The following is a 26,039-nucleotide window of genomic DNA, read 5'->3' as shown; positions in this document are numbered from 1 at the left end:
TTCATCCGATGCGGGCGGCGGAGAGTTCGGTCGTTCCGTAGGGGAGTTCGGGCCGGGCCGCGGCGATCTCCAGGAGCCGGTTGTATTTCGCGACGCGTTCGCCGCGGGCGGGAGCGCCCGCTTTGAGCTGTCCGCAGCCGGTTCCGACAGCGAGGTCGGCGATGAAGTCGTCGGTGGTTTCGCCGGAGCGGTGGGAGATCATCTGCGCGTAGCCGTGCTGCCGGCAGGTTTCGACCGCGTCGAGGGTTTCGGTGACGGTGCCGATCTGGTTGAGCTTGATCAACGCGGCGTTGGCGACGTTCAGTTTGGCGCCGCGGGCGATCCGGGCGGCGTTGGTGACGAAGTTGTCGTCGCCGACGAGCTGGATGCGGTCGCCGAGTTCGGCGGTGAGTTCGCGCCAGCCGGACAGGTCGTCTTCGGCCAGGCCGTCTTCGATGCTCCAGATCGGGAAGTCGCGCACCATCTGGACGTAGCGCTGCACGAGGTCGGTCGAACTGTGCCGGTGGCCGTTGAGCAGGTAGCTGCCGTCGGGTTGACGGAACTGGGACGCGGCCGGGTCCAGCGCGATGGCGATGCCGTCGGGACCGGCGGGATAGCCGGCGTCTTCGATCGCGCGCAGCAGCAGGTGCAGTGCGTCCTCGGGCCGGGTCACCTCGGGCGCGAAGCCGCCTTCGTCGCCGAGCCCGACGGAATGCCCGCGCTCGGCCAGCAGCCCGCGCAAGGCGGCGTAGACCTCGGCTCCGGCGCGGACAGCGTCGGCCATGGTGGCGGCGGCGACCGGGGCGATCATGAATTCCTGGAAGTCCAGCCCGGTGTGGGCGTGCGCGCCGCCGTTGAGCACGTTGAAGCACGGCATCGGCAGCCGCGGCTCGACATCGCCGACGCGCAGCCACGACCACAGCGGAACTTCCTGGAGCTCGGCGAACATCCGGGCGGCCGCCATCGACACCCCGACGATCGCGTTGGCGCCGAGCCGGCCGCGGTCGTCGGTGCCGTCGAGCGCGATCATCGCCGCGTCGAGGTCGGCCAGGCTGGGCCACGACCGGCTGCAGAGCAGTTCCCGGAGTTCGGTGCGCACGGTGTCGGCCGCGCCGAGGACCCCGGCTCCGCCGTAACGGGATTCGTCGCCGTCTCGGCGTTCGCGGGCTTCGCTGCGTCCGGTCGACGCACCGGAGGGCACTGTCGCGGTGGCGGACCGGGATCCGTGCACCGCGGTGACCGACAGCGTGGGACGGCCCCGCGAGTCGAGGATCTCGCAGGCGCGCAGGTCGGTGAATCGCACATTCGTCATGACGTCCTCCTCCGGTGTGGGCGGGTGGCGAGCCGGGCGAGGGGCCGCACGGCGAGCAGGTACATGGCCCCGAGCGCGAGCACTCCGGCCGCGGCGAGCCACGTGGAGCCGACGCTCCACAGAGCGCCGGCGAGCGCCGCGATCACCCCGCCGAGGCCGCCGAGGAGCAACCGGCCGCGAGTGCGCAGCCAGGCCAGCGGGTCGGCGTACGGGGCGAGGGTGCGCCGCGCGTCGGCGGTCATCAAGAACGCGAGGGCCAGCAGCCCGGTCGCGCAGCCGCGAGCAAGCTGCGGATCGCCGTTCGCGAGCGCGGCGGCGGCGAGCAGGACCGCGGGGGTGGCGGCCGCCGATTCGTGCCATCGCGCGGCGATCAGCACGAGCAGGGCCGCGGCCGCGGTCAGGATCGCGGCGAGCGGGTCGGCACCGAAGGCCGACGCGGCCATGAGCAGTCCGGTGGCGACCGTCGGGACCGGTCCGCGGAGGAGGTCGTTCATGCGGTCCTCCCCGGCAACGGACGGCGGGCGAGCGGTCCCAGGACGTCGTCGAGCCACTGGCCGCCGGCCCAGGCGACGACCGGGATGCCCGCGTCGGCCAGCTGGGCCAGGACGGTGCGCCGCTCCAGCCGCCACACGCGCCGCGCGATCTCGTCGATCCGGCTTCCGGGATCTCCGGGCGGTTCGGCGCGCAAGGTGTCGACGACGAGGAGCGGGCATCCGCGTCGGCGCACATCGTGCACCGAGGTCAGCGCCCGCTCGTCGAGCAGCGGCGAGAACAGCACCACCGCCGCGCGCGAGGGCAGGGCGGGGCGTGGGATCCGGGCGAGGTCGGGCTGGACCACGGCGTCGTCCAGCCGGGCTTCCAGTACGGTGTCGGCGATGCGGTAGTACTGCCGTTCTCCGACGTCTGGCCCGATCCAGCGGAGAACGCCGCCGAGCGAAACCACTCCTGCCCGGTCTCCGCGGCGCAACGCGGCCCGCACGACCGAAGCCGCTCCCCGCACGCCGAGGTCCAGTGTGGACGCTCCGGGCTGGGCAACGTCGGAGAAGGTGTCGACGACCGCGACGATCTCGGCGGCCTGTTCGGCGATCCGATCGGTGACGTGCAGGCCGCGGCGGCGGGAGCTGACCGCCCAGTTGATCCGTCCGAGCGAGTCGCCGGGCTGATACGGCCGCACCGCGGCGAATTCGATGCCGCTGCCGCGTTTGCGTCCGATGTGGACACCGACGCGGTCGGGCAGGTCCGCCGGGCGCGGGAGGAGTTCCGGTGGCACCGCACGCGGGTAGACGCGCAGTTCTCGCCCTCCGGCGGGCACGTTGGTTTCGACCAGCCCGGAGAAGGCATAGGCGGTGACGCGTGGCCGGAGTGACCATCGGCCCCACCGGTGCGGTCGCACCGTGAAGGTGCGTCCGTTCTTTGTGGACGCCTCTGCGACGGGCGAGCGGAGCGAGACGGTGATGTCGTCGACGGTGCCTTCGGGGCGGACGTCGACGGTCAAGTGCACCTCGTCGTTTTCGAGGCAGCGTTCGTCGGCGAGCGCGATGTCGACGGCGAGCGAGCCGGCCGGGGGTTCGCGTCGGCTGTTGGCGAGCGCGCCGAGCAGCGGTGCGGCGAAGGCGAGCAGTTCGAGCTTGCCCAGAACGGCGGCGGCGAGGACGGTCAGCCCGGCGCAAGTGGCCAATGCGAGCGCGAGCCGGGTGGGATGCCATTGCGCGGCAACGGTGTTCATGCCGGCCTCCCTGCCCGGGGGGCCGGGACCTCGTCGAGGATCCGGGCGAGCAGGTCTTCGCCGCGGACCTGGCGGACCCACAGCTCGGGACGGAGGCTCAGCCGATGGCCCCAGGCCGCGGGCACGAGGTCTTTCACGTCTTCGGGGACCACGTAGTCGCGGCCGGCCAGCAGCGCTTTCGCGCGGGCGAGCTGCAGCAGGTCCAGACAGGCTCGCGGGCTCGCGCCGACCACCACCTGGTGGTGCCCGCGGGTGGCGTCGGCGAGCCGGACGACGTAGGCCAGCACGTCGGGATCGACCTGGACCTGTTCCACCGATTCGCGCAGCACCGGCACTTCGCCCGCGGCCAGGATCCGGCGCAGTGCGGGCGGCGCGGACCCGCGTTCGAGGCGGCGGCGCAGCAGGGCCTGCTCGTCCTCGGCGGGAAGGTAGCCGATGCGGACGCGGAGCGCGAAGCGGTCGAGCTGGGCTTCGGGGAGCGGGTAGGTGCCCTCGTACTCGATCGGGTTGTCGGTGGCGAGCACGATGAACGGGTCCGGCAGCGGATGCGTGCTCCCGTCGACGGTGACCTGGTTCTCGGCCATCGCTTCCAGCAGCGCCGCCTGGGTTTTCGGCGGGGTGCGGTTGATTTCGTCGGCCAGCAGCAGGTTCGCGAAGACCGGGCCCGGCCGGAAGGACAGGGTCTGCTGAGCCTGGTCGTAGACGACCGCGCCGGTCATGTCCGAGGGCAGCAGGTCCGGGGTGAACTGGATCCGCGCGAAGCGCAGGCCCAGCACCGTCGCGAACGACCGGGCGATGAGGGTTTTGCCGAGCCCGGGCAGGTCTTCGATCAGGACGTGCCCGCGCGCGAGCACGCCGAGCAGGATCAGCTCGAGCACGGCGCGTTTGCCGACCACGGCGAGTTCGACCTCGTCGAGCACGGCGGCCGCACGGACGCCGGTGGTGGTCATCGGGCAGCCTCCAGGCGGTCGAGGATCCGTTCGAGCGTCTTCCGGGTCGGTCCTGGGGCGTCCCGGTCGCCGGAGCGGGAGAGGGACGGGTCGGCCAGCGGCCAGAGTTCGTCGCCGAGCGCTGCCCGGCCGTCGGAGCGGTTTCGCAGCAGCCGCACCAGAATCGGCCGCATGTCGCAGTCCCAGGCGTGCCGGGAGACGCCGCACCAGGAGACGGCCGCGGCGAGGTGGTCGTAGCCGGGGAAATCCGGTCGCCGGACGACGGGCGCGGGCTCGTGCGGCGGGTCGGCTTTGCGCAAGGACGCACGGGCTCCGGCCACTGCGAGCACCGTGAGCAGAACGGCGCAGACGAACAAACCCGCGGTAGCGGCGACCGCGTAGCCCGCGGCGAGCAGCGACGCCGCGGCGACCGTCAGACCCGCGGTGATCATGGCCGCCTGCCCAGGCCGGCGAGGAGTTCGTCGAGCGCGCGGCGGGCGGTGTTCTGCTGTGCGGCGGTGATCGGGTGCCTGCTGAACCTGGCCTCGGCGAACACCTCGACCAGAAGACGTGCTGGTGCGGGCTGCACGAGTCCGGCGTTCGCGGCGCGGGACAGCACCGCAGTGGGCGTGTCCGCCGGTCGCGGAGCAGCTTCGGCGGTGCGGGTCAGCGCTCGTTCCATGGCGGCGAACGAGCGGAGGATCGCAGCGCGCGGGCCGTCCTCGGCGAACTCGCCGAGTTCGCGCAACCCGGCTTCGGCGGCCTCTGCCAGCCCGGTCGGAGCCGCGGTTCCCAGCGAGCGCCGGACGCGGATTCGGGTGAGCGCTACCAGCGCCAGCACCGCGAGAACGACAACGAGCAGCAGAAGCCAGGGCGATCCGCCGTCGGCGTGGCTGTCGGCTGCCGGATGCGCCGGGGTTGCCGCGGGGGGCGGTGCGAACTGAGGCGGGGGCGTCGCGACCGGCCTGGCACGGGAAGCGACGACGGCCAGGACGACGATCGGCGCGATGGTCGCCCCGAGGACGGCCAGCACGGCCCACCGGCGTCCCCATTTTGTGCCCAGCGGCTCGTACACGTGCTGGAAATCGTCGTCCTGCGGCTTGCGGCGACGCCGCAAGCCGGTGATCGACCAGAGGGCCAGCAGCGCGGAAACCACGCCGAGCGCCGTGATGAGAACGGTCAGCGTCGTGCCGCTCGCGTGCGCCAGCGGGCCTCGCAGCGACCAGCTGCTTTCCGCACGCGCACGCAGTCCCGCCGCCCCGAGCGCCAGCAGCAGTCCGGCTGCCGGGACCGATCCCGGCAGCGTGGTGTCGTCTTGGCGCCGCATCCGCACACCTCTCCCCGACGCAGTCGTCAGGGACCGTTAGCGGATGTGCCGCGGTTGCGGGTGAGCCCCATCACCTGCCTGCGATTGTGCCACGGCTCGGCCGGGGACGCGATCGGCCGAGCCGCGGGCGGTAGTCGAGAAGATGATCGGCTGCTACCGTGAAGAAGTCGGTGGCGTCCGCGCCACCACCGGCGATGGAGCTCGCCGCGACCGCGCCGCTCGGCGCTGATGGCTTCTGCCCGTGACCGCGTCCGCATCTCTGGTTCGGACGACCGGACGAGGAGGAGCCATGGGTCTGGACGCCCAACCCGTGAACCTGCGCTGCACCGGGCTGGTCCTGCGGCAGGAGCGGGTTCTCTTGTGCCAGCGGATCACCGACTGGGTGCTGCCCGGAGGCACTCAGCGGGACGGCGAGTCGGTCGCCGCGTGCGTACGGCGCGAGGTGCGCGAGGAGACCGGGCTCGCGGTCACCCCGGCCGGGGTGGCGTTCGTCCTCGAGACCGCCAACCCGCAGTACGGGCAGCAGATGGTGGAGATCGTCCTGCATGCGGTCGCCGACGACCCGGACGCCGAACCGCGCGGCACGGAGGACGGCCTGGTGCCCTCGTTCGTGCGGCTGGAACGCGTGTCGGCGCTGGGTCTCCGGCCTCCGATCGGAGGGTACCTGCGCGCGTTCCACCGCGGCGGCGCCCAGCGCACCGCTGCTTACCTCGGCAACGTCTGGCGGCCGGCGCCGTCCGAAGCGCGGCGGGCGCTGTGACCGCCGCCGTGCGCCTGGCGGGCCTCGCCGAGCGGGTCCGCGGGCACCTGCCGCCCGACCGGCTGCCGGCGCTGGACGACGCGATCGCCCGCGCGCTGGCGGGCCGGGTCCGGGTGCTGGTGCTCGGCGAAGCCAAACGCGGCAAGAGCACGCTGGTGAACGCCCTGTTCGCGCGGGAGCTGCTGCCCACCGGCGCGCTCCCGGTGACGTCGGTGGCGACCTCGGTGACTGTGGAGTCCACTGTGGACGCCGAAGTCCGTTACCGGAACGGGCGACGGCACCCGCTGCGCCTCGGCGACGTGGCGGAGCTGGTCAGCGAGCGCGGAAACCCGGGCAACGTCCGAAACGTCGACACCGTGCGGATCACGGCGCCGTCGCCGTACCTGCCCGCAGGCACCGAGGTGGTCGATTCGCCCGGCACCGGGTCGGTGCACCAGGCCAATACCGACGAGGCAGCCCGAGCGCGCGACAGCGTCGATCTCGCCGTGCTGGTGGTCTCGGCCGATCCTCCGGTGTCGCAGGCGGAACTGGCGCTGGCGGCCGACGTGACGGCGACCGCGGCGGCCCTTGCGGTGGTGGTCAACAAGATCGACCTCGTCCAGGCCGGCGACGTGGCGGAGATCGTCGCCTTCACCCGGCAAGCGGTCGCCGGACCGCTCGGCTCCGAGGTTCCGGTGCTGCCGATGTCGCTGCGCACGTCCGGCCCGGACGACCTGGTCGCCTGGCTGACCGAGCGAATCGCCCGCAGCGGGGAGACGGATGTCGTCGCCTCGACCGCGCGAGCATGGCGCCGAGAGTCCGCGGCCGTCCTCGACGGCCTCCGGATCGAACGCGAAATCCTCGGCCGGACCGCCGAGGACAGCACTCGCGCGGTGGAGGAGCTGCGGGCGATCATCGACCGCGCACGCAGCGCGGAAACCGCCGCGATCGACCATGTGCGCGGCGAAGCACGCCGTTCGCGCGCTCGCTTGGACGCTTCGCACGAACGCGCCGTCGCCGCCGCGACCGCCGCTGCGAGACAGCAGCTCGGCACCGAACTCCCCGCTGAGCCCGCGAGCCCCGAAGCGGCCGCCGACGTCGTCCGAGGGCAGCTGAGCGAGCGAGTCATCGAGTCGGGCACCGGATGGTTCCACCAAACCGGAGAGGAACTGGAGGCTGTCGCGCGCGACGCCGCACAGCAAGCGACCGCCGGATTGACGGCGGAACTGGTCCGGGCCCGCCACGCCGTCGCCGGCGTCCTGGAGCTCCGGCTGTCTGACGCACCGGTGCCGGACCCGCCCGTCCCGCCGCGGCTGCCGGGGCTGGAACTCGGGCCGGAAGTGGTGTGGCGCGAACTGGTCACGACCGCGCTCGCGCACCGGCTGCCTGCCTCGGTCCGGCGCAAGCGACTGCACCGCCACCTTTCGGCCTGGGCGGAGAACACGGTGCCCCGGCCCTTCGGCCGCGCGCGCTCGACGTTGCAGCACTGGTTGCGGGACGTGGTGCGCGAGGACGAACGGGCGCTGGCCGAGATCTGGCGGACCCAGCTCGCCGCGCTCGAAGCGGGTCTCGGCGAGGCGGGCCGCGGCCGCGGCAGCGCGCCCGGCGCGAAGCTCGCGGAATTGGACGGGCGAATTGCCTCGGTGCAGCAGGCGGTCCGCGAACTGGAGCTGGCGAGTTCCGGCTCCCCGGCCCAGGCGCGGTGACGGCCATGGTTTCCGGTGCCCGCTGGACTGGTGCGGAACTGCGATTGCTGGATTGGGTGCACGATCGGACCTCGCCGCCGGTCGTGTCAGTTGCCCGGGTCGTGACCGTGCTGGGGGAGACCCCGATGGTGTGGGCCGTCGTGGGCGCGTCCTGCTTGGCCCGGGCGGACCGCCGGGTGCCGCGGCTGCTCACTCTGGCGGCCGCGGTCCGGCGCGTCACCGCCGAGCTGGTCTCTCGCGAACGGCCGCCGGAGCGGCTGTGGCGCGATTCGTGGTCAGGGCCCAGTTTTCCGTCCCGGCACACCACTCTCGGCACCCTGGGACTGGCGTTGGCGGCCGCGAACGTCCTGCCCCGGCCCGCTGCCGTCACGGCGGCCGTCGGGCTCAGCCGGATCGTTCTCGGCGTGCACTGGCCCAGCGACATCCTCGGCGGCTGGCTCTTCGCCGCGGCGGCACTGGCGAGCACGCGGCGAGTGCGGGGGTGTTGCCGTGATCGGAGTTGACCTCTGCCATGCCTTCGTCGAATTCCCTGTCTTCGACGCGAAATCGCGGTCGCTGAAGAGACGCGTGCTCGGTTCGCCCGGCGGGAGGATCCAGACCGGCGCGAAGGTTCCGGTCGTCACCGCCTTGCGGGACCTCACAGCGTCTTTCGAGGAGGGCGACCGGGTCGGGCTGGTCGGGCACAACGGCGCGGGCAAGTCGACGCTGCTGCGCCTGCTGGCCGGCATCCACGAACCGACCCGCGGCTCCGCCCGGCGTTCCGGCCGGGTCGCGCCGGTGTTCGACCTCGGGCTGGGGATGGATCCGGAGACGTCCGGGCTGGAGAACATCGTGGTGCGCGGCATGTTCCTCGGCATGACCCGGCGGCAGATGCGCGCCCGCACGGACGAGATCGCCGAATTCACCGAACTCGGCGACTACCTGCGGATGCCGCTGCGCACCTACTCGGCCGGCATGCGGGTCCGGCTCGCGCTCGGCGTCGTCACGTCCATCGACCCGGAAATCCTGCTGCTGGACGAAGGAATCGGCGCGGTCGACGCGGACTTCCTCGAACGTGCGCGATCCCGCCTGCACGACCTCGTCAACCGCTGCGGGCTGCTGGTGTTCGCTTCGCACACCGAAGAGCTCCTGCTGGATCTCTGCGATTCGGCGCTGTGGCTGGAGTCCGGGCGCATCGTGCGGGCCGGCTCCGCCGCGGGCGTGGTGCGCGCTTACCGTCGGCGCTCAGTCGCCGAGGACGCCGAAGCCCAGCAAGCCGAAAAGCGCCGCGCCGGCCATGATCCGGTAGACGACGAACGAGGCGAACGAGTGCTTGGCGACGAATTTCAGCAGCCAGGCGATCGAAGCGCGGGCGACGGCGAACGACACGAGCGTGCCGACCGCGACCGGCAGCAGGTCGATCCCGCCGCCGACCGCGTCCTTCAGCTCGCAGAGTCCGGCTCCGGTCAGCGCGGGAACGGACAGGAAGAACGACAGCCGGGTCGCGGCGACCCGGTAGTGGTCCCGGACCAGCGCCGTCGAGATCGTTGCGCCGGAACGGGAAAACCCCGGGAACAGCGGCGCCAGGATCTGTGACGAGCCGCCGAGCATCGCGTCGGCGAACGACAGGTCGTCCTCGCCGCGCTTGAGCCGCCCCACGCGTTCCGCGCCCCAGATCAGCGAGCGGCCCGGCCACCACCCTCAGCGGGACGAGCGGTTTGGACAGCAGCCCCGCCGCGCCGATCGGCAGTGTCGTCAACACGGCCACCAGGCGAACTTGTAGCCGTGGCGCTGCCGCTGCCGGCGTGCACGAGGCCGCGGCCCCACGCGGCGGCGAAGCGGCGGATGCCGCGATAGAAGTAGACGAGCACCGCGGCGATCGCGGCGACCTGGATCACCGCGGTGAAGCCGACCGGTGACTGGCCGGCGACCGGGATGCCGAGCAAGCCTTCGGTGATCTTGAGGTGCCCCGGTGGAGGAGACCGGGAGGAACTCGGTCACGCCCTCCACGATGCCCAGGACGATCGCCTGGCCGATGTCGATGACGGCGCTCGGGTTCCTGAGACCGAGGGAGAATGACGAACGTTGACAGTAAATCGTCGACCGAGCACGACGCCACCGGTCACGGCGGCGAAGCCGGACAGGGCATGGCCGAAGGCGGCCAGGGCGTTGTGGCGCGAGAAGCCGTGGTGGGTCAGGGAACGGGTGGCGGGGCCGAAGACGCAGAAGGCGGTCACTGCCGCGGAGAGGCCGATGCCGCGGCAAGAGGACTGTCGCCGGAAAGACCGATCAGGGCCGCGCCCGCGAGCGTCCCGAGGGCGAAGCCGCCGATCACGCTGACGAACGCCGGATACCAGCGGGATCCGGCGCGTCCGGCGGCGTCGATCGTGGTGCGAAACCGAGGAGCATGACCAGGGTTGCCACGTGCGGTCTCCCTACCTGTGCGATCATCGCTCCAGGCAGGGACTGTTGGCGGCGGCAGCCGCGGTTCGGGTCCGGCGAGCCGGCGGATTCGAGCGTGCCAGTGCGCTGGCACGGAGCCTACTGCGTGGCGGCGGGAGGGCGAGCCGACGGCTCGAACTGGTACTCGCGAGCGTGGTGGACGGACAGGGCTCCGGCGCAGGTCGGGCACGCCAGCTGCCGGGTTTCGGTGGCCGACAGGTCCGCGGAACTGAATCCGGTGACATGGCGGGTCAGGTGGCGGCCGACGCGGACGCAGTCGCGGCATACGGCGGCACCGCAGCTGGTGCAGATTCCGACGGCGGGACGGGTCTGGCCTTCGAGGACGCAGTCGAGGCAGTGCATGGTGTTCCTTTCGTATCAGGTGAGGACGAGCACGAGGGCGAGTACGGCGACGAACGCGATGAGCAGGTAGCTGACGTAGGCGTCGAGCCGTCCGTTCTGCAGGCGCTTCGCGGCGCGGACGGCGGTTCGCAAGGGGCGCTGCAGCGGGCGGTAGAGGAAGCGTTCGACGGCTTCGACGACGTCGGAGGTGTACCCGAGGTGGGCGCCGGAGGCATCGGGCCGTGGGTCGTCGTCGCGGCCGCCGCTCCGGCGTTCGACGGTGCGCAGTTCGGCGCGGGTGAGCAGCACGTTGGCCAGGACTTTGCGAGTCGGGTTGGCGAAGGCGAACGGCTTGTACTGGTTTTCGCCTTCGACGCCGCCGGTCGCGGAGCGCCAGGCGGGCACCCGGCGGACGGCGAACACCCGGCGGCGGCCGAAGAACAGGCACAGCAGCCCCGCCGCGGCGAACAACGCGGGGAGAACGATCGTGAGCCAGGACGGGGACAGTGCCGAGAACCCGGGAAACACCGGCTGAAGCACCCAGGATTCCTTCAGAGCCCCTCGGGTGACTGTCGCGGGGACGGCCGGCGACAGCCCGGCTGCGATCAGTTCGACTTGCAGCGGTGCGACAGTCGCCGCGCCTGTGCAGCCGAGGCTGAGCAGCACGATGCCGAGCGCGCCGAGCGGTCCGCTGCCGCGGGCGTGGGTTTCGTCGCGGGGGCCGCGCGGGCCGAGAACGGTGAGCCCGACGATGCGGACGAACGCCACCGCGGCGAACCCGGCGGTGAGCGCGACCAGCGCGCCGGTGACGGCCAGCGGAAGGGTGTAGCCGAGCGCACCGAGACGGAATTGCTGCATAAGAGCTTCGAGCAGGAACCATTCGGAGACGAATCCGGCGGTCAGCGGAAGGCCGGCGAGGGTGAGCGCGCCGAGGGCGAGCCCGGTGCCGGAGAACCTCAGCCGGTGCCCGACACCGCGCAGCTCGTCCAGCTCCGTGGTGCCGGTGGCGTCCTCGATGCCCGCGGTGGCGACGAACAGCAGGGATTTCGCGAGTGCGTGCGCGATCGTCTGCAAGGTGGCGGCGAGGAGACCGACTGCGATCAGCGGGGGTTTCCCCGTCGTCGCGCCGATCATCGCGACGGCGTAGCCGACGCTGATGAGCCCGGCGTTCTCGACGCTGGAGTAGGCGACGACCTCGGCGAGATCGGTCTGCACGGTGGCGTGCGCGATGCCCAGCAGCGCGGTCGCGCCGCCCAGGAGCAGGACGACGACGGCGAGCCACGGCGGAGGCTGGTGCAGGAGCGCCAGGGTGCGCCAGAGGCCGTAGAAGCCGACGTTGACCGCGACCCCGGCCATGACCGCGCGCAGCGGGCCGGGAGCGGCGCGGTACCCGCGCGGCATCCACACGTGCACCGGCACCAGGCCGATCTTGACCGCGAAGCCGAGCACCAGCAGGGAGTAGGCCGCGTCGCGGACCGCGGTGTGCGGGAGCGCGGCGAAGCCGGGCAAGGAGAAGCTGCCGGTCTGCCCGGCCAGCAGCAGCATGCCGACGAGCAGGGAAGCGCCGCTGGCCTTGCCGAGCACGACGGTGACGATCGCCGGGGTGGCGGTGGAGCCGCGGCGGTGCGCGGTGATCAAGTAGAAGGCGACGGTCAGGCACTCCCAGGCGAACAGGAACACGAACACGTGGTCCGCGGTGAGCACGACGGCGACCGAGAGCAGCGTCAACGCATACGCGCAGCCGAGTCCCCGCGCACGGACCCGGTGCGGCCGCACCGCCCACGCGGCGCAGGCCAGCGACACCGGGACCGCCACCGCGAAACTGATCACCAGGAACAGCGCCGACAGCCGGTCCACGGTGAGGTCAGCTGAGCCGAAGCCGAGAAACGCGTCCAGGCTGAGCCGGATCGGCGTTCCGGCGACACCGGCGGAGCCGACGACGGTCAGCAGCACCGAAGCCGCCGCGCCGAGCAGGTAGGGGAGCGGCCGGGCCCAGGCCCGGCCGACGCCGAACACGAGGTCCGCGAGCAGGCCGAGGCCGAGCAGGACTAGGGCGGCGATCAGCACGGCGGTCATCGCGTCCGCTCCGGTACGGGAATGCGGCCGGTGGCCAGCAGGATCGCGTGCAGCAGCCGGAACGGGCTCGGCGGCGAGCCGGGCACCCACACGTCGACCGGCAGCAGGTCGCCGAGACCGCCCGCGGTGGCGTAGGACGGCGACACCAGGCCGCCGCTGATCGCGTCGGTGCCCGCGGCGATCACCACCAGCGGACGGGGCATCGCCTCGAGCGTGCGGGCAAGCGGCGCGGCCATGCCGTGCGCGCCGGCCCCGGTGACCAGCAGGACGTCGGCGTGGCGCGGGCTGGCGGTGAAGAAGATCCCCAGCCGGTGCACGTCGTAGACCGGGTTGAGCAGCGCCTGGACCTCCCACTCGTCGGAGCCGTCGGAGCCGGCGTCCACGTGTCTGATGTGGACTGACCGGCGCAACGCCGTGGTGCGGCGCGAAAGCGCGGTGCAGACCCGATCCAGATCCGCGTCGGTTTCGGGAAGCTCGGGCACGACGAGACCGTCCCGGGTGAGCCAGGCGGTGTCGATGCCCCGCTGCCAGCCGAACACCTCCGGCCGGGCGGCGACACAGTCGCCGCAGCCGATGCAGCGGCCCTGGTCGAGCCGCACCCGGCCGTGCCAGGGGCGGATGGCGCCGGTCGGGCACAGGTCGTCGAGTCCTGGTTCCCACCGGGCGGCAGGGGAGGGGCGGGCGACCGTGCGGACGTCGTCGGCGTCGGGCCGCCGGGGGTACCGCGTGGTGACGATCCCGTCGCGCAGACCGCGGAAGACCCAGGGCATCTACATCACCACCCCGGCGATCGAGAGGCCGAAACTGGCCTCGATGAACGGGAAATCGGTCAGCACGTCGCCGCGGAACGCGCGCGAGAAGACGGCGAGATTGTGGAAGGACGCCGAGCGGGGAGCGCAGCGCCGGACCAGGCCGCCGGCCCCGACGTCGAGGAAGTACAGGACTTCGCCCTGCGGTGCCTCGGCCCAGCCGACGGCCTGTCCGGCGACCGGCTCGACGGGGACGCTGAGCACGTCGTCGTCGCTGAGCAGGTCGGCGATTTGGCCGAGCAGGTCGAAGGACTCGGCGACCTCGTCCCAGCGGACGCGCAGCCGGGCCATCACGTCCCCGTCGCGGTGTTCGGGCGCCCGGCGGCGGGTCAGTTTCGGGTAGGCGTCGTACGGACGCTGCCAGCGCGCGTCGTCTTCGGTTCCGCTGGCGCGCCCGACCGGGCCGAGCAGCCCGTGTTCGAGGGCGAAGGCCTCGTCGAGCGGGCCGGTTCCGCGCAACCGGTCGAGGAACGACGCCGTCTGCATCAAGGCGGCCGCGTCCGCTTCGACGTCTCGGCGCAGCTTGTCCGCTGTGGACCGCAGGGCGTCGCGGCCGAGCAGCGGCAGGGCGCGGATCCCGCCGGGGATCGCGACCCCGCGCCCGAACCGGCTGCCGCACAACGCGGAAACCAAGCGCAGCACGCGTTCCTTGTGCCAGCCGAAACGGGCGACCGCGACCGCGAGACCGGCCGCGTCGGCGAGTTTCATGGCGACGTCGAGGTGGTTGGCGATGCGCTCCAGCTCCGCGTGCAGCACGCGCACGAGCTGTGCTGCCAGCGGCGGCTGCGCGCCGGCCAGCTCTTCGACGGCGTGGCAGAACGCGAGCGCGTGCGCCACCGACGCGATCCCCTCGACGCGTTCGGCCAGCAGCACCGCGTGCTCCGGGGACATGCCTTCGAACCGCACTTCCAGACCGCGGTGCTTGAAGTGCGGGCGGACGTTCACGTGCGGGATGTCCTCGCCCGGCGTCTCGACCACGTACTCGACCGACTCGAACACCCCGGAGCGGACCGGGCCGTGCGGGAAGCTGAACAGTCCGGTGCCGGCGACGTGGCTGGGCAGCGCCCGCTCGTCCGGCTCCACGTGCGCCGGGTGGAACGCCGCGCCGGGGCTGGGCAGCGGTTCGTTGTCCTCGGCGTGCGGAAGCACCAGCGGGTCGAGCCGCGGGTGTCCTAGCGGGAGCACGCCGTAGAGGTCGTGCAGCTTCCGCTCGTACCAGAAGGCCGCCGGGATTCCCGGCGTGAGCGCCGGATATCGGTCGCATCCCGGCGGCAGCGCCAGGTCCGCCACGTCGACGCCGCCGGGGCGGGCGAGCAGCACGTGCAGGGTCAGGCCCTCGGTGAGGTCGCCGTCGCCGGCCAGCGCGGCGAACCGCGCGCCGTCGCCGATGCGGGCGAGGATGTCTTCGGCGGTCATGCCCCGCCTCCCAGCTCCGCGACCCCGCGGGCGAGCAGATCGGCGAAGTCCGCGGGCGGGTGCACGCCCAGGACCAGCAGTACGAGCAGCCCGGCCACCATCGGCGCGACCATCCACGCGCTCGGCTCGCCCCGGGCCGGCAGGTCGCCGCCGCCGCGGACGAACAGCATTCGCGTGGTCGCCACCGACAGGCCCAGGAACGCGAGCGTGACCAGGCCGACCAGCACGACCGTGATCGTGTCGTGCGCGCTCGCGAGCCCGCCGGCGATGATCTGGAACTCGCTGCGGAACAAGCCGAACGGCGGCATCGCCGACAGGGCCAGTATCGCGGACAGGAACAGCGGGGCCGTCCACGGCAGAGTGTCCAAACAGGACCGGATGACCGCGGTGTCCTTCGTGCGGTACTTCCGGACCAGGACGCCGGCGCCGAAGAACGCGTTGCCCTTCGCCGCGGCGTGCGCGATCACGTGCAGCAGCACCCCGGCCAGCGCGAGCGGCGCGCCGAGTCCGACCCCGATGGCGAGAATGCCCATGTGCTCCACGCTCGAATACGCCAGCAGCCGCTTGAGATCCCGCTGTTCGAGCAGGTACAACGCGGCCAGCAGGAGCGTCAGCACGCCGAACACCAGCAGCACGGTTCGCGGGAAACCGGAGCCGAGAGTGCGCGCCGCGACCTGGTAGTAGCGCAGCACGGCGTAGAAACTCACCGCGAGCAGCGAACCGGACAGCATCGCCGACACCGGCGTGGGCGCTTCGGAATGCGCGTCCGGCAGCCAGGTGTGGACCGGGAACAGCCCGACCTTGGTGCCGAACCCGACCACGGCGAGCACGAACGCGAGCTGCACCGCGGTGTGCGGCAACGCTGTCCCGGCGGTGAGCAGGGGAGCGAACGCGACGTCGTAGGACGAGCCCAGCACGGTGGAACCGGCGTAGTACATGACGATCGTGGCCAGCAGCCCGATGCCGAGCCCGGCCGAGGCGAGCAGGACGTACTTCCAGGCCGCTTCGGCGGCGTTGTCGGTGTCGTCGAGCGCGACCAGCAGCGCGGAGACGACGGTGGTGATCTCCACCGCGATCCACAGCAGCGCCAGGCCGTCCATCAGGGGCGCGCACATCATGGACCAGGCGAACAGGTTGAGGCCGAGGTGGAATCTCCGGGCGTAGCGGGAGAATCCGGGGTGGCGGCGTTCCGCGCCGAGATACCCGATCGAGTAAGTCGCGGTGGCGGCGTAGAGGAACGTGGTGCCGAGCAGGAACACGACCGAGATCGCGTCGGCGCGGAGGATCCCGAACTGCACCGGGCCGTGCGCGGCCGCCGGGACGAGCGCGACGGCCAGACCGAGGCTGCTCAAGGCGGTGACCAGGCTGAGCGTCTCGCTCACCCGGGCGCGTCCCGCCAGCGCGGCGAGCGCCGGCGCCAGCGGCAGCGTCGTCAGGAGGATCAGCACGACCGGCATCGCGTCACCCCCGCAGCCGGGTGAGGTGTTGCGTGGAAAGGGATTCCGAGCGCCGGTGGTGGACCTGCATCAGCACGCCGAACACGACGACGGCGACCAGCAGGTCGAACAGGAACGCCACTTCGAGGATCAGCGGCATCCCGGCGGCGACCACGAGACTGGCCAGGGACACGCCGTTCTCCAGAGAGAAGAACCCGATCGCCTGCGATACGACGTCGCGGCGCACGATCATCAGGACGAACGCCACCAGGATCACCGCCACGGAGAGGGCGAGCGCGGTTTCCGGCAGCGCCGGGCTGGTCACGTGGAAGCGGCCGGTCGCGAAGAACCCGAACGCCGCGACCGCGACCGCGAGCAGCACCTCGCTGGCGACGCCGAGCGCGCCGCTGCCGGCGATCTCCGTGCCGGCGGTGCGCAGCATCCGCAGCACCAGCCACGGCACGACGATCACCTTGAGCGCCAACGACAATCCGGCCAGCACGTACAGTTCGGGCACGTCCCGGGCTACCGCGACGACCACCGCGAGCACGGACACCAGCAGCGACTGCGCGGCGTACACCCGGACTTGAGCGCGCAGCAGCGCGGTGCGCAGCATGGCGAATTCGGTGAGCAGCACCACGACCGCCAGGCCGTTCGCGATGCCGGCGTAGATCCCGGGCGGCGCCACGGCGGCCGGGTCCGCAGCGAGCACGTCCATCAGCCGCCTCCGAAGTAGAGGGTGAACACGGCCAGCACCGCGAGCAGGAACGCGGCGGCGACGAATTCGGTGATCTTGAACAGCCGCAGTTTCGCGAACGAGTTGTCGATGACGGCGATGACGACGCCGAGCACGACGCATTTGCCCAGCAGCGCCGCGAGCGCGAGCGCGACTGCTCCGGCGCCGGCGGAGGAGGCGAGCCCCCACGGCGCGATGAAGACGTTGATCAGGATGACGAACAGGATCAGCTGCTTCATCGCCGAACCCCACCGCAGCATCGCGAAGTACGGCCCGGAATGCTCGAAGGGCCGGGCCTCCTCGATCATGCCGAATTCGTTGGTGCCGGTGTGCGTCTCGACCGGGATCCGCCCGGTTTCGGCGAGGATCACCAGAAACAACGCCGCCGCGGCGAGCAGGTGCGCAGGACGCACGATCTGCTCGGCCGAGGAGCGGACGGTCTCGGCGAGCGCGTAGGGCAGGTCGGTCCCGGTCACCAGCGCGACGGTGAAGACTACGAACAGCACTACCGGTTCAGTGATCGCGCTGAACGTCTTCGCCCGGCTCGCGCCGAGCTGGGCGTACGGCGCACCGGTCTCGGCGGCGGCCACCGCGACGGCGAAACTGGCCAGGGACAGGATGAATCCGCCGCCGAGGATGTCGCCGAGGTATCCGAGCGGGAGCGGAAATGTGGTGAGCACCGGGATCAGCAGCGGCACGGTGAGGTAGCAGGCCATCGCGCCCAGCGGCGCCGCCAGGAATACCCAGCTGGCTCCGTGCGGCGCGAGGGTTTCCTTGCGGAAGAGCTTGCCCAGGTCGTAGTAGGGCTGCAGCACGCGGGTGCCGCGCCTGCCCTGCAGCCGCGATTCCACGCGCGCGATCACCCCGGACACCCCGGGAGCGGCGACCAGCACGGTCAGCACCTGGGCGAATTGGATCGACGGCGCGTTCACGACGGTTCCCCGTGCCGGGCGGCGAGCCGATGATCGGGGATCGCGGAATCCTCGTCCACTCGGACCTCCTCTACCGGCCTGCCAGCGTGCGAACACGAAGGTGGTGCGGTAGAGGCCATCAGCGGAGTGCTCCGCGGTTGAGGCGAGCCCCATCGCCTGTGTGCCCAGTGTGACCACCGGGACGTCGCCGCGCAAGTCCGAGCCCGACCCGGACGGGTCCTTGACCTCCGCGACCGGCGGCGATGTACTGGACCCGGCGATGGATCCCGCCGGGGCCGCCCGCGGCCCGAACCGCCTTCGCGGGGCTGATGGTTCCTGGCCGACGCGTGCTGCCGGACCAGGAGGATCGCTGTGAAGGTCGCCAAGAGGGCGTTGCGCCTCTCCATTTTCCTCGGCGAGGGCGACAACTGGCGCCACCGGCCGACGTACGTCGAGATCGTGCGTCGTGCGCACAAAGCGGGGCTGGCCGGAGCGAGCGTGCTGCGCGGCATCGAGGGCTACGGCGCGAGTTCGCACATCCACGCCCAGCACGTGTTCCTGCTGAGAGAGCACCTGCCGTTGCTGGTGGTCATCGTGGACTCGGAGGAGAAGATCCGGGCGTTCCTCGACCGATTGGACGACCTCGAGATCAGCGGGCTGGTCGTAGTCGACGAGATCGAGNGAGATCGAGTCGATCCGCTACGTCGCATCAGAGCCGAAGCGCACGCACTGGTGGTCGTCGATGTGAACCCGGGCGTCCGCTGCCCGGCCCGCTGCACACGATCAGCGCGTCGGCTACGCTGAAGCAGCGGCGGTGGGGCTCGCCGCTTCGGGTCTCGCCCGGAAGAACCGCGGCCGCCACGGCCGCCAACGGTCCCTGCTTGGCCGGTTTTCGCGTTCAGGACAAGCAGGAGGCGCGGGTGCGCGACGAGACCGAGGCGATCGATCCGGATGTGGATCTCCGGGTCGTTTCCCAGCGGCGGGAACTGCTCCGGACCCACGGCGCGGTGCTCGCGGTCGTCGCGCTGGCCCGGTTCGGCCTCTCCGCGATGTTTCCCGCCGGGCCCGGCCGGTTTCCGTGGGCGACGTTCGTGACGAACGTGTCCGGTTGCTTTCTCATCGGCGTGCTGATGGTCCTGATCACCGAGGCGTGGACGGCGCACCGCTTGGCACGGCCGTTCCTCGGAGTCGGCGTGCTCGGCGGATTCACCACTTTTTCGGCTTATGCGGTCGAATCGCGGGAACTGCTGCGGCCGGGCACCGCGGTGCTCGCGGTCGGATACCTGGCGGGAACCCTGATCTGCGCGATGCTGGCCGTGCTCGCCGCGGTCTGGCTGACCAGGACAGTGACCGGCGTGGCACACCGCATCGAGGAGAGGGCCTGATCATGCAGCTCACCGGCTACGCCCTGCGCATGTCGATCTTCATCGGCGAGGACGACGTCTGGCACCACCAGCCGCTGCACCGCGAAATCGTCCGGCGCGCCCGGGACGCCGGGCTGGCCGGCGCGACGGTGCTGCGCGGCTGCGAGGGCTACGGCATCCACGCGATGATCCACACCACGCGCTTGCTCAGCATGTCCGAGGACCTGCCGGTCCTGATCCTGATCGTCGACCGGGAGGACAAGATCCGCGCCTTCCTGCCCGAACTGGACGAGCTGATCGGCGAAGGCGCCGTGCTGCTGGACGAGGTCGAAGTGATGACCGCGCACCGAACCCCCCGACCGTGACCGCACTGGAGAACTCCCCCGATGCAGCTGGACGCGATTGTCGAAATCCCGATGGGATCGCGGAACAAATACGAAATGGACCACGCACTGGGCCGGATCCGGCTGGACCGCACCCTGTTCACCGCCACCCAGTACCCGGCCGACTACGGTTACTTCCCGGACACGCTGGCCGAGGACGGCGACCCGCTGGACGCGCTCGTCCTGGTCGCGCACCCGACGTTCCCCGGCTGCCGGATCCCGGTGCGGCCGGTCGCGGTGTTCTGGATGCGCGACGAGCACGGTCCGGACGCGAAGGTGCTGTGCGTGCCGGCCGGGGATCCGCGGCAGGACCACCTGCGGGAACTGGCCGATCTGCCCGCGCATCTGCTGAGCGAGGTCGGCCATTTCTTCGACGTGTACAAGGATCTCGAACCGGGGAAGTCCACCGAGGTGCGCGGCTGGCAAGGCCGGGCCGAAGCCGAGCAGGTCGTGCGCGAGGCGGCTGATCGCTTCGGCGGGCATTGAGCTGGCACGGCTTCGCCTCTTCGCGGCACCTGTCCGAGCCGCTGCCGGTTCCTCGCGCACCTGGGCCGGTTCTCGGGGCTGCCGGTGCCCGTTCGGGGCACCGGCAGCCGTCGTTCATTCCGGCGGGGAACCGGCTTCGTGCTTCAGCCGCGAGGAGCGGGTCGCCACACGTTTCCCAGATATGCGGCGGTACGGCGGCCGCCTCCGGCGTGGAACGCGCGGATGTGCCCGGCGATCGGAGGTCGGATGCCGAGCCCGGCCAAGGCGTCGAGCGGCACGAATTCCGGATGCAGCCCCGCTTCGCGGCAGACCGGTTCCGCGACGCCTCCGCTTTCCTCCTCGGCGGACAGCACGATTTCCATCAGGTGATGCCCGGCGGCGGCGTTGGTGGCGTCCAGCACGAACGCGACGCTGACCGGATGCACCGCCAGCCCGGTTTCCTCCCGGATTTCCCGCCGCACGCAGGCTCCGACCGATTCGCCGTGCTGCGGCGTCCCGCCGGGCAGGACCCAGTCCTCGCTGCGGCGGCACAGCAGCACCGCGCCGCGGCGCAGGACGAGCGCCGAGCAGCGCAAGCTGATCGTGTCCTGATCGTCCACTCGGTACCTTCCTTCGCCCGTCCGGGACCGGGGCTTCGCGCTGGTCAGAAATCATGGTCGGCGAGAGTCGTGCCGCCGCGCCGGTTGCCGTGGCCGTCGGTCGCGGTCAAGGCGGGCACCATCTCGGTGGTGACGAGTCCGTGGTCCCGGGTCAGCTCGTCGACGATGTCGAAGGACGCGGCGATGTTGCCCGGCCGGTCGATGACGACGGTGACGGTCGGGACGTGCCGGCTCAGCTGCAGCATCCGGTCGCCGTGCGGGCGGTGGTCGCCGTGGAAGCCCCACATGCCCCGCAGCACGGTCGCGCCTCGTGCGGTGCCGGAGCGGCGAAGCCGCTGCACGAGAGCGCGGTGGATCGGCATTCCTTCGTGCAGGGCGGATTCCGACGAATAGACCGTCAGCTTCTGCCACAGCTGCAGGCCGCGTTCGTCGGTTTCGGGCAGGGCGTGCGGCCGTTCGAACAGCCGGCCGTCGCGTTTGCAGATCCGGACCCGTTCGAGGGTGAGCAGCGGGCGCTCCAGGAGGCCGCCGAGTTCGGGCAGGACGCGCGAGATCCGCTCGCCGTCGCCTACCGTCATGATCATCATGGGCACGTCGGCGTTGCGGCCGAAGAACCGCGCCCGCTGCCGCTGTCGGTGTACGGTGCCGTCGACCCCGAGCAGCACGGTCGCCCCGGCGATCCCGCGCCGGTGCAGGAGACGGCAGACCGCCTGATAGGCGGGCATCCGGAAGACGCGTTCCTGGCGTCCGATGTAGATGGTCAGCTTGGTGCCCTCGTGCAGCTGCTCAGGGAGAATCTCGGGGCCGACGTCGTGCTGGAGCATGCGGGCGCGCTCCAGCACGGTCAGCCCGGCCGGGTGCATTCCGGTGATGTCGTCGAGCAGTGCTTCGATCCGGCTGCGGGTGTCGACCGCGATCGTCGCGACGGGCAGGTCTTCGGACAGGGTGAGCGACTGGTCGGTGCGCAAGTGGTGCTTGAGCCCGAATCCCGCGGCGCCGCGCACCATGATGCTGGCAGCGACCTCGTGCGCGCCGTACACGTCCATCACCGCGTCCGCGTAGAACCGGCCGCCGACGCGGCTCCGTTCGCCGAAATAGCTGGTCAGTTTCAAGCAGTCTTCGTTCACCACGCACTTCCGATCCATCGGCCCAGCGCTGCTCCCGCGATGCCGAACACCAGGCTGAGCACGATGTTCGCGAACGCGACGGCGTACTGGCGTTCCTCGCTGACCCGGTGCGTTTCGAGCATCCATGTCGAGAACGTCGTGTACGAGCCGACCGCGGCGGTTCCGGCGAGGAGCGCGGCGTCGGGACCGAGCCCCGCTCCGGCGACGATCCCCAGCAGCACCGAACCGGAGATGTTCACCGCGAGCGTCCCGAACGGGAACGTTTTCCCGGCCCGGCCGGCGACGAAACCGTCGACCAGGAACCGCAGCACCGAACCGGTGCCGCCGATCAGCAGGACCCCCGCCCACACCAACGCGTTCATCCGCGCACCCGCACTCGCCGCACCAGCGCCGTGGCGACGTAGATCGACGCCAAGCCGCCGCCGACGCTGGCCGCGGTGTAGGCGACGGCGAGACCGTAGGCCCCGTGATCGATCATGCGGAGGATTTCCACCTGCATGGTGGAAAACGTGGTGAGCCCGCCGCAGAGACCGGTCCCCAGCAACGGCCGCCGGTAGCTGGACAACGGGAGCCGCTCCTGCAAGCGGGTGACGAAGTAGCCGAGCAGGAAGCTGCCGGCGATGTTGACCGCGTACGTGGCCCACGGCCATTCGTCCGGACCGGCGGCGAGGACGGTGCCGAGAAACGCGCGCGCTCCGGTCCCGATCGCGCCTCCGGCGAAGATCGCGGCGAGTTCACGCCGATCGCGAGCCATGGTCCGCCGCGACCTCCTTCCGGTTCTTCCCCGGGTTCATCGGGCAGTATCGGACAGCGGCGCGTGCTGTGCACCGTAGGGGAGTCCCGGGTCGCCGGTTTCGATGTCCATCAGCCGGTTGTACTTGGCGACGCGTTCGCCGCGGGCGGGCGCGCCCGCCTTGATCTGACCCGCTCCGGTGCCGACGGCGAGGTCGGCGATGAAGTCGTCGGCGGTTTCACCCGATCGGTGTGAAATCATCCAGGTGTAGCCGTGGTCGCGGCATGCCTGCACCGCGGCGAGCGTTTCGGTGACGGTACCGACCTGGTCGGGTTTGATCAGTGCGGCGTTGGCGATTCCGCGGGCGGCGGCGCGGCGGATCAGCTTGGCATTGGTGACGAAGTTGTCGTCGCCGACCAGCTGGACGCGGTCGCCGAGGCGATCGGTCAGTTCGCGCCAGCCGGCGTCGTCGTCTTCGGCCATGCCGTCTTCGATGCTCCACACCGGAAAACTGCCGACGATTTCGCCGTAGCGCTCGACGAGTTCGGAGGAGCTGAGCCGCTCGCCGCCGACCTGGTAAGAACCGTCCTCGCTCCGGAACTGGGACGCGGCCGGGTCAAGTGCGATGGCGATTCCGTTGTCGCCCAGTGGGTATCCGGCGTTTCCGATGGCCTGGACCAGCAGCTTGAGCGCCTCTTCCGGGTGCGTGAGCTGGGGCGCGAAACCGCCCTCGTCGCCGAGCCCGACACTGTGGCCCGCTGCGGCGAGGAGAGCACGAAGACACCGGTAGACCTCGGCCCCGGCCCGGACTGCTTCGACGATCGAAGGCGCGCCGAGCGGTGCCACCATGAACTCCTGGAAGTCCAGCGTGGTGTGCGCGTGCGCACCGCCGTTGAGCACGTTGAAGTGCGGGACCGGCAGGCGCGCGGCGCGGCCGGGAAGACGCAGCGCGGCCCACAACGGCCGATCGTCCCGCTGCGCGAACAGCCTGCTGACGGCCATGGACACGCCGAGAATCGCATTCGCGCCCAGCCGGTACCGGCCGATGCTGGCGTCCAGGTCGATCATGGCTTCGTCGAGATCGGCGAGGCTGGGCCACGGCCGGCTGAGCGCCAGGTCCCGCAGTTCGCCGGCGACGGAACCGACCGCGCGCCGTACTCCCGCGCCGCCGTAGCGGTCCGGATCGTCGTCGCGCAGCTCATGCGCCTCGTTGCGACCGGTCGACGCGCCGGAAGGCACCGCCGCCCAGGCGCGGTGTTTCCCGGCGCTCGCGGTCACCCTCAGCGTGGGGCGGCCCCGGGAATCGAGGATTTCCCGGGCGTCGAGGTCCGCGATTTCGAGTGCGGGCACATGTCCTCCTGGCACAGTTCTCCGTTGCCAGGGACCGTCAGCGGGATTTCCGCGGTTGAAGGCGAGCCCCATCGCCGGTGCCGATTGTGCCATGCCCGGCCGTGCGGTGCCGGTCCGGTGGCCGGTCTCGTGGCCGGTCTCACTGCCGCCGGTCCCGCCTGCCCGGCCAGCCGTGCTGGCGCACGTACCAGCCGGTCATTCCCGGCACGAGCGCGGTCAGCAGCGCACCCGCGCCGATCACCAGGGGATCCGCGTGCTGGATCCCGACGCAGGTGATCACCAGCCCGGTGGCGAGCAGCGCCAGCATGCCGCCCGCGGTCCACAGGAGACTGCCGATCCCGGGCGGGCGCGCTTCGGCGAACCGGTGCGCCAGGGCGGGGTTCTCTTCGGTGAGGAAGCGTTCGATCTCGTCGAGTTTGCGTTGCTCGTCGTCGGGCAGCGCCATGGGGCCTCCGCATGCCTTGGTCTGTCGTGGCGGATCGACCCGACGCGGCGGTTTCGCCGGCAGCGCGGGAGAAAGCACCGGGCACTCCCGCCTGTTCCGGAACGGGCACGACCGCATCAGGCAGGGACCGTTGGCGACCGAGGTCGCGGTTCTGGTCCGGCGGGCCCCACCGCCGGGCGCGAGCGCTGGTGGGAGAGTAATGCATCCGCGCCGGGCCTCGCCCCTGGTTCCGGCTCGGGCGGGTCCGGTTCCTCGCGAGCCTGCGAACGAGAACCCGGTACAGGCGCGGCGATGCCGTCGCGGGCCAGCGGGAACGAGCGGATCGGACGGGACCCGGATCTCCCCGGCTCTCCCGGCGCGGGGCAGGCCCGCCGCTGCTCAGGGAGCCCTGGCGAGCACCCGGGGCAGGACGACGGCGAGGACCGCGCCGAGCATCAGGAAGAACCCGGCGGCGACCATCGCCTGCCGGCCGGCTTCGCGGCGCGCGGGACGCCGGTCGTCCGGAAAATGCCGGGCGAGCTCGGCGAGAAGGACGACGTAGGCGCAGAGACCCGCCGCGAGTGCGGCAGCCCCGCCGAGAACGAGGATGGTCCATCCCATGGCGATCGCCTCCCGGACGGCCCCGGGCCGTCGGCAAGGGACCATCGGCGGCGCGCGGCCGCGGTTCGGTGGCGGGTCCCTCCGCCCATCGCGCTTTCACGATGCCGCGGCCGCCGATGGCGGGGAATCGGTTCTGCCGCAAGGCCGTCCGACGCTGCCGCACGCTAGGATCGGCGGCGACGGTGATGATGCCCGCCGAAACCGCGCCCTTCCCGCGCTGATGGCGTCTGCTTCCTGCGAGTGACGAGGGAACAGTCGCGATGACGCTCATGCTCAGCTACGCGGTCCGCACCGACCGCGGTCTGGTCCGCACCGGCAACGAAGACGCCGTGTATGCGGGCAGGCGCCTGCTCGCGGTCGCCGACGGGGTCGGCGGGCACACCTCCGGCGAGATCGCCAGCACTGCCGTGATCGCGGCACTGGCCGCTCTCGACCACGCCGACCCCGGCCGGGACCCGCTCGGTGCGCTGACCGGGGCGGTGGAAACCGGGAACGCCGCCATCCGCGATCTCGTCGCCCGGGATCGGAGCCTGGCCGGCATGGGCACCACGCTGACGGCGGTGCTGTTCGCCGGCGATCGGCTGGCCGTGGTCAACATCGGCGACTCCCGGACCTATCTCGTGCGGGAGGGGAACTGCACCCAGCTCACCCACGACGACAGCCTGGTGCAGCAGTTCGTCGACGCCGGGCGGATCACCGCCGAACAAGCCCGGCACCACCCTCGGCGGTCGATCATCCTGCGCGCGCTGACCGGGGGCCTCGGCGAGCACCCCTCCGCGAGCCTCCGGGAGGCCAGGGCGGGGGACCGCTATCTGCTCTGTTCGGACGGCCTCTCGGATGTGGTCGACGACGGCACGATCGCCGAGACCCTGCGGGCGCCCGACCTCGAAGCCTGCGCCGACCGGCTGGTCGAACTCGCTCTCGACGGCGGTGGGCCGGACAACGTGACGGTCGTCGTCGCCGACGTGCGGCGCGCGGACCGCGCCGCGCCGATCGTCCGCGAACTCGGCAACGAAGCCGGTGTCCCGGCCACGCGGCCGTTGAACGGCCTTGGCCGCCGGCGCTGGCGCACCGCTTGACGTTGCGG

30 protein-coding genes, 1 pseudogene and 5 riboswitches are annotated in these 26,039 nt (G+C 71.6%); of the genes and pseudogenes, 9 read left to right on the top strand and 22 right to left on the bottom strand.

Annotated features, from left to right (window positions below; translation table 11 throughout):
• Window position 1: 1 nt before the first annotated feature.
• Genes eno (A4R44_RS30850) through A4R44_RS30825 form a run of 6 tightly spaced genes read right to left on the bottom strand, consistent with a single transcriptional unit; the run spans window position 2 to window position 5,273 of the window.
• Entirely contained in the window at window positions 2–1,291 is a 1,290-nt protein-coding gene (gene eno / locus A4R44_RS30850; protein WP_067588525.1) for a phosphopyruvate hydratase, read from the bottom strand.
• The gene (locus tag A4R44_RS30845; protein WP_067588523.1) at window positions 1,288–1,785 is read right to left on the bottom strand and encodes a hypothetical protein; all 498 of its coding nucleotides are present in this window, start codon (window positions 1,783–1,785) and stop codon (window positions 1,288–1,290) included. Before A4R44_RS30845 ends, eno (A4R44_RS30850) begins: the two co-directional genes overlap by 4 nt.
• A complete protein-coding gene (locus A4R44_RS30840) occupies window positions 1,782–3,017 on the bottom strand; it encodes a DUF58 domain-containing protein (RefSeq protein WP_067588521.1) in 1,236 nt (411 codons plus the stop codon). The genes A4R44_RS30845 and A4R44_RS30840 overlap by 4 nt, the downstream gene beginning before the upstream one ends.
• Complete coding sequence (locus tag A4R44_RS30835; RefSeq protein ID WP_067588519.1) at window positions 3,014–3,967, bottom strand: MoxR family ATPase; 954 nt, start codon at window positions 3,965–3,967, stop codon at window positions 3,014–3,016. Before A4R44_RS30835 ends, A4R44_RS30840 begins: the two co-directional genes overlap by 4 nt.
• Window positions 3,964–4,398, bottom strand: a complete 435-nt coding sequence (locus A4R44_RS30830; protein ID WP_067588517.1) for a hypothetical protein — start codon at window positions 4,396–4,398, stop codon at window positions 3,964–3,966. The genes A4R44_RS30835 and A4R44_RS30830 overlap by 4 nt, the downstream gene beginning before the upstream one ends.
• Complete coding sequence (locus A4R44_RS30825) at window positions 4,395–5,273, bottom strand: DUF4129 domain-containing protein (protein WP_067588515.1); 879 nt, start codon at window positions 5,271–5,273, stop codon at window positions 4,395–4,397. The genes A4R44_RS30830 and A4R44_RS30825 overlap by 4 nt, the downstream gene beginning before the upstream one ends.
• A gap of 181 nt (window positions 5,274–5,454) precedes the next feature.
• Window positions 5,455–5,518, top strand: a riboswitch (Fluoride riboswitch).
• Between the two features lie 44 nt (window positions 5,519–5,562).
• Between A4R44_RS30825 and A4R44_RS30820 the strand changes: the two genes are divergently transcribed.
• The 4 genes and pseudogenes from A4R44_RS30820 to A4R44_RS50980 all read left to right on the top strand — a co-directional run.
• Window positions 5,563–6,033 (top strand): NUDIX hydrolase, encoded by a 471-nt coding sequence (locus A4R44_RS30820; RefSeq protein WP_067588513.1) that lies wholly within the window; start codon window positions 5,563–5,565, stop codon window positions 6,031–6,033.
• A complete protein-coding gene (locus A4R44_RS30815) occupies window positions 6,030–7,718 on the top strand; it encodes a dynamin family protein (RefSeq protein ID WP_067588511.1) in 1,689 nt (562 codons plus the stop codon). Before A4R44_RS30820 ends, A4R44_RS30815 begins: the two co-directional genes overlap by 4 nt.
• Window positions 7,719–7,723: 5 nt before the next feature.
• Entirely contained in the window at window positions 7,724–8,221 is a 498-nt protein-coding gene (locus A4R44_RS30810) for a phosphatase PAP2 family protein (protein ID WP_095213746.1), read from the top strand.
• A pseudogene (locus A4R44_RS50980) lies at window positions 8,208–8,880 on the top strand (ABC transporter ATP-binding protein); the annotation flags it as partial. The gene A4R44_RS30810 and the pseudogene A4R44_RS50980, both read left to right, overlap by 14 nt.
• Window positions 8,881–8,942: 62 nt before the next feature.
• On the opposite strand, the gene A4R44_RS50975 reads toward A4R44_RS50980, so the two are convergent.
• From A4R44_RS50975 to A4R44_RS30765, 9 genes are all read right to left on the bottom strand, one after another.
• Window positions 8,943–9,356 carry an undecaprenyl-diphosphate phosphatase gene (locus A4R44_RS50975; RefSeq protein WP_232791860.1) on the bottom strand — a complete coding sequence of 138 codons (414 nt, stop codon included), beginning with the start codon at window positions 9,354–9,356 and terminating at the stop codon, window positions 8,943–8,945.
• Between the two features lie 17 nt (window positions 9,357–9,373).
• Window positions 9,374–9,643, bottom strand: coding sequence for a hypothetical protein (locus A4R44_RS49370; protein WP_232791853.1), 270 nt, complete (start codon window positions 9,641–9,643; stop codon window positions 9,374–9,376).
• A 595-nt stretch (window positions 9,644–10,238) separates the two neighbouring features.
• Window positions 10,239–10,502 carry a DUF2180 family protein gene (locus tag A4R44_RS30795; protein WP_067588507.1) on the bottom strand — a complete coding sequence of 88 codons (264 nt, stop codon included), beginning with the start codon at window positions 10,500–10,502 and terminating at the stop codon, window positions 10,239–10,241.
• A gap of 15 nt (window positions 10,503–10,517) precedes the next feature.
• On the bottom strand, window positions 10,518–12,557 hold the full coding sequence (locus A4R44_RS30790; protein WP_095213725.1) for a proton-conducting transporter membrane subunit: 2,040 nt from the start codon (window positions 12,555–12,557) through the stop codon (window positions 10,518–10,520).
• Window positions 12,554–13,327 carry a ferredoxin gene (locus A4R44_RS30785; RefSeq protein ID WP_067588505.1) on the bottom strand — a complete coding sequence of 258 codons (774 nt, stop codon included), beginning with the start codon at window positions 13,325–13,327 and terminating at the stop codon, window positions 12,554–12,556. The genes A4R44_RS30790 and A4R44_RS30785 overlap by 4 nt, the downstream gene beginning before the upstream one ends.
• A complete protein-coding gene (locus A4R44_RS30780; RefSeq protein ID WP_067588504.1) occupies window positions 13,328–14,782 on the bottom strand; it encodes an NADH-quinone oxidoreductase subunit C in 1,455 nt (484 codons plus the stop codon).
• On the bottom strand, window positions 14,779–16,239 hold the full coding sequence (locus tag A4R44_RS30775) for a proton-conducting transporter membrane subunit (RefSeq protein WP_067588501.1): 1,461 nt from the start codon (window positions 16,237–16,239) through the stop codon (window positions 14,779–14,781). The genes A4R44_RS30780 and A4R44_RS30775 overlap by 4 nt, the downstream gene beginning before the upstream one ends.
• Window positions 16,240–16,243: 4 nt before the next feature.
• Window positions 16,244–16,936 (bottom strand): hydrogenase, encoded by a 693-nt coding sequence (locus A4R44_RS30770; protein ID WP_198545490.1) that lies wholly within the window; start codon window positions 16,934–16,936, stop codon window positions 16,244–16,246.
• Entirely contained in the window at window positions 16,936–17,886 is a 951-nt protein-coding gene (locus A4R44_RS30765; protein ID WP_067588499.1) for a respiratory chain complex I subunit 1 family protein, read from the bottom strand. Before A4R44_RS30765 ends, A4R44_RS30770 begins: the two co-directional genes overlap by 1 nt.
• Window positions 17,887–17,988: 102 nt before the next feature.
• Window positions 17,989–18,052, bottom strand: a riboswitch (Fluoride riboswitch).
• A gap of 80 nt (window positions 18,053–18,132) precedes the next feature.
• Window positions 18,133–18,211: riboswitch (Fluoride riboswitch) on the top strand.
• Between the two features lie 26 nt (window positions 18,212–18,237).
• Here A4R44_RS30765 and A4R44_RS30760 point away from each other — a divergent pair.
• From A4R44_RS30760 to A4R44_RS30745, 4 genes are all read left to right on the top strand, one after another.
• Complete coding sequence (locus A4R44_RS30760) at window positions 18,238–18,669, top strand: DUF190 domain-containing protein (protein WP_067588497.1); 432 nt, start codon at window positions 18,238–18,240, stop codon at window positions 18,667–18,669.
• Between the two features lie 116 nt (window positions 18,670–18,785).
• Window positions 18,786–19,250, top strand: coding sequence for a CrcB family protein (locus A4R44_RS30755; protein ID WP_067588495.1), 465 nt, complete (start codon window positions 18,786–18,788; stop codon window positions 19,248–19,250).
• A gap of 2 nt (window positions 19,251–19,252) precedes the next feature.
• Window positions 19,253–19,594: a DUF190 domain-containing protein gene (locus A4R44_RS30750; RefSeq protein WP_067588493.1), complete on the top strand. Its 342-nt coding sequence runs from the start codon at window positions 19,253–19,255 to the stop codon at window positions 19,592–19,594.
• Between the two features lie 21 nt (window positions 19,595–19,615).
• Window positions 19,616–20,098: an inorganic diphosphatase gene (locus tag A4R44_RS30745; protein WP_067588491.1), complete on the top strand. Its 483-nt coding sequence runs from the start codon at window positions 19,616–19,618 to the stop codon at window positions 20,096–20,098.
• Between the two features lie 143 nt (window positions 20,099–20,241).
• Here A4R44_RS30745 and A4R44_RS30740 read toward each other — a convergent pair whose 3' ends face one another.
• From A4R44_RS30740 to A4R44_RS30710, 7 genes are all read right to left on the bottom strand, one after another.
• Window positions 20,242–20,697: an NUDIX domain-containing protein gene (locus A4R44_RS30740; protein ID WP_067588489.1), complete on the bottom strand. Its 456-nt coding sequence runs from the start codon at window positions 20,695–20,697 to the stop codon at window positions 20,242–20,244.
• A gap of 44 nt (window positions 20,698–20,741) precedes the next feature.
• Window positions 20,742–21,827, bottom strand: a complete 1,086-nt coding sequence (locus A4R44_RS30735) for a DUF190 domain-containing protein (RefSeq protein ID WP_232791852.1) — start codon at window positions 21,825–21,827, stop codon at window positions 20,742–20,744.
• Window positions 21,821–22,186, bottom strand: coding sequence for a fluoride efflux transporter CrcB (crcB, locus tag A4R44_RS30730; protein ID WP_067588487.1), 366 nt, complete (start codon window positions 22,184–22,186; stop codon window positions 21,821–21,823). The genes A4R44_RS30735 and crcB (A4R44_RS30730) overlap by 7 nt, the downstream gene beginning before the upstream one ends.
• On the bottom strand, window positions 22,183–22,578 hold the full coding sequence (gene crcB / locus A4R44_RS30725; RefSeq protein ID WP_067588485.1) for a fluoride efflux transporter CrcB: 396 nt from the start codon (window positions 22,576–22,578) through the stop codon (window positions 22,183–22,185). The genes crcB (A4R44_RS30730) and crcB (A4R44_RS30725) overlap by 4 nt, the downstream gene beginning before the upstream one ends.
• Window positions 22,579–22,614: 36 nt before the next feature.
• A complete protein-coding gene (eno, locus tag A4R44_RS30720; RefSeq protein ID WP_067588483.1) occupies window positions 22,615–23,907 on the bottom strand; it encodes a phosphopyruvate hydratase in 1,293 nt (430 codons plus the stop codon).
• Window positions 23,908–23,928: 21 nt separating this feature from the next.
• Window positions 23,929–23,992, bottom strand: a riboswitch (Fluoride riboswitch).
• Window positions 23,993–24,046: 54 nt separating this feature from the next.
• Window positions 24,047–24,352, bottom strand: coding sequence for a DUF3040 domain-containing protein (locus A4R44_RS30715; protein ID WP_067588481.1), 306 nt, complete (start codon window positions 24,350–24,352; stop codon window positions 24,047–24,049).
• 378 nt (window positions 24,353–24,730) lie between these two features.
• Window positions 24,731–24,952: a hypothetical protein gene (locus A4R44_RS30710; protein ID WP_067588480.1), complete on the bottom strand. Its 222-nt coding sequence runs from the start codon at window positions 24,950–24,952 to the stop codon at window positions 24,731–24,733.
• A gap of 172 nt (window positions 24,953–25,124) precedes the next feature.
• Window positions 25,125–25,189, top strand: a riboswitch (Fluoride riboswitch).
• 23 nt (window positions 25,190–25,212) lie between these two features.
• On the opposite strand from A4R44_RS30710, the gene A4R44_RS30705 reads away from it, so the two are divergent.
• The gene (locus A4R44_RS30705) at window positions 25,213–26,031 is read left to right on the top strand and encodes a PP2C family serine/threonine-protein phosphatase (RefSeq protein ID WP_067588478.1); all 819 of its coding nucleotides are present in this window, start codon (window positions 25,213–25,215) and stop codon (window positions 26,029–26,031) included.
• The last annotated feature ends 8 nt before the right edge of the window (window positions 26,032–26,039 follow it).

The sequence above is a fragment of the Amycolatopsis sp. M39 genome (genome assembly GCF_001651785.1).
Lineage (GTDB): Bacteria > Actinomycetota > Actinomycetes > Mycobacteriales > Pseudonocardiaceae > Amycolatopsis > Amycolatopsis rubida.
The sequence above is the reverse complement of the archived record's forward strand: the minus strand, read 5'-3'. Positions and strand labels throughout refer to the sequence as shown.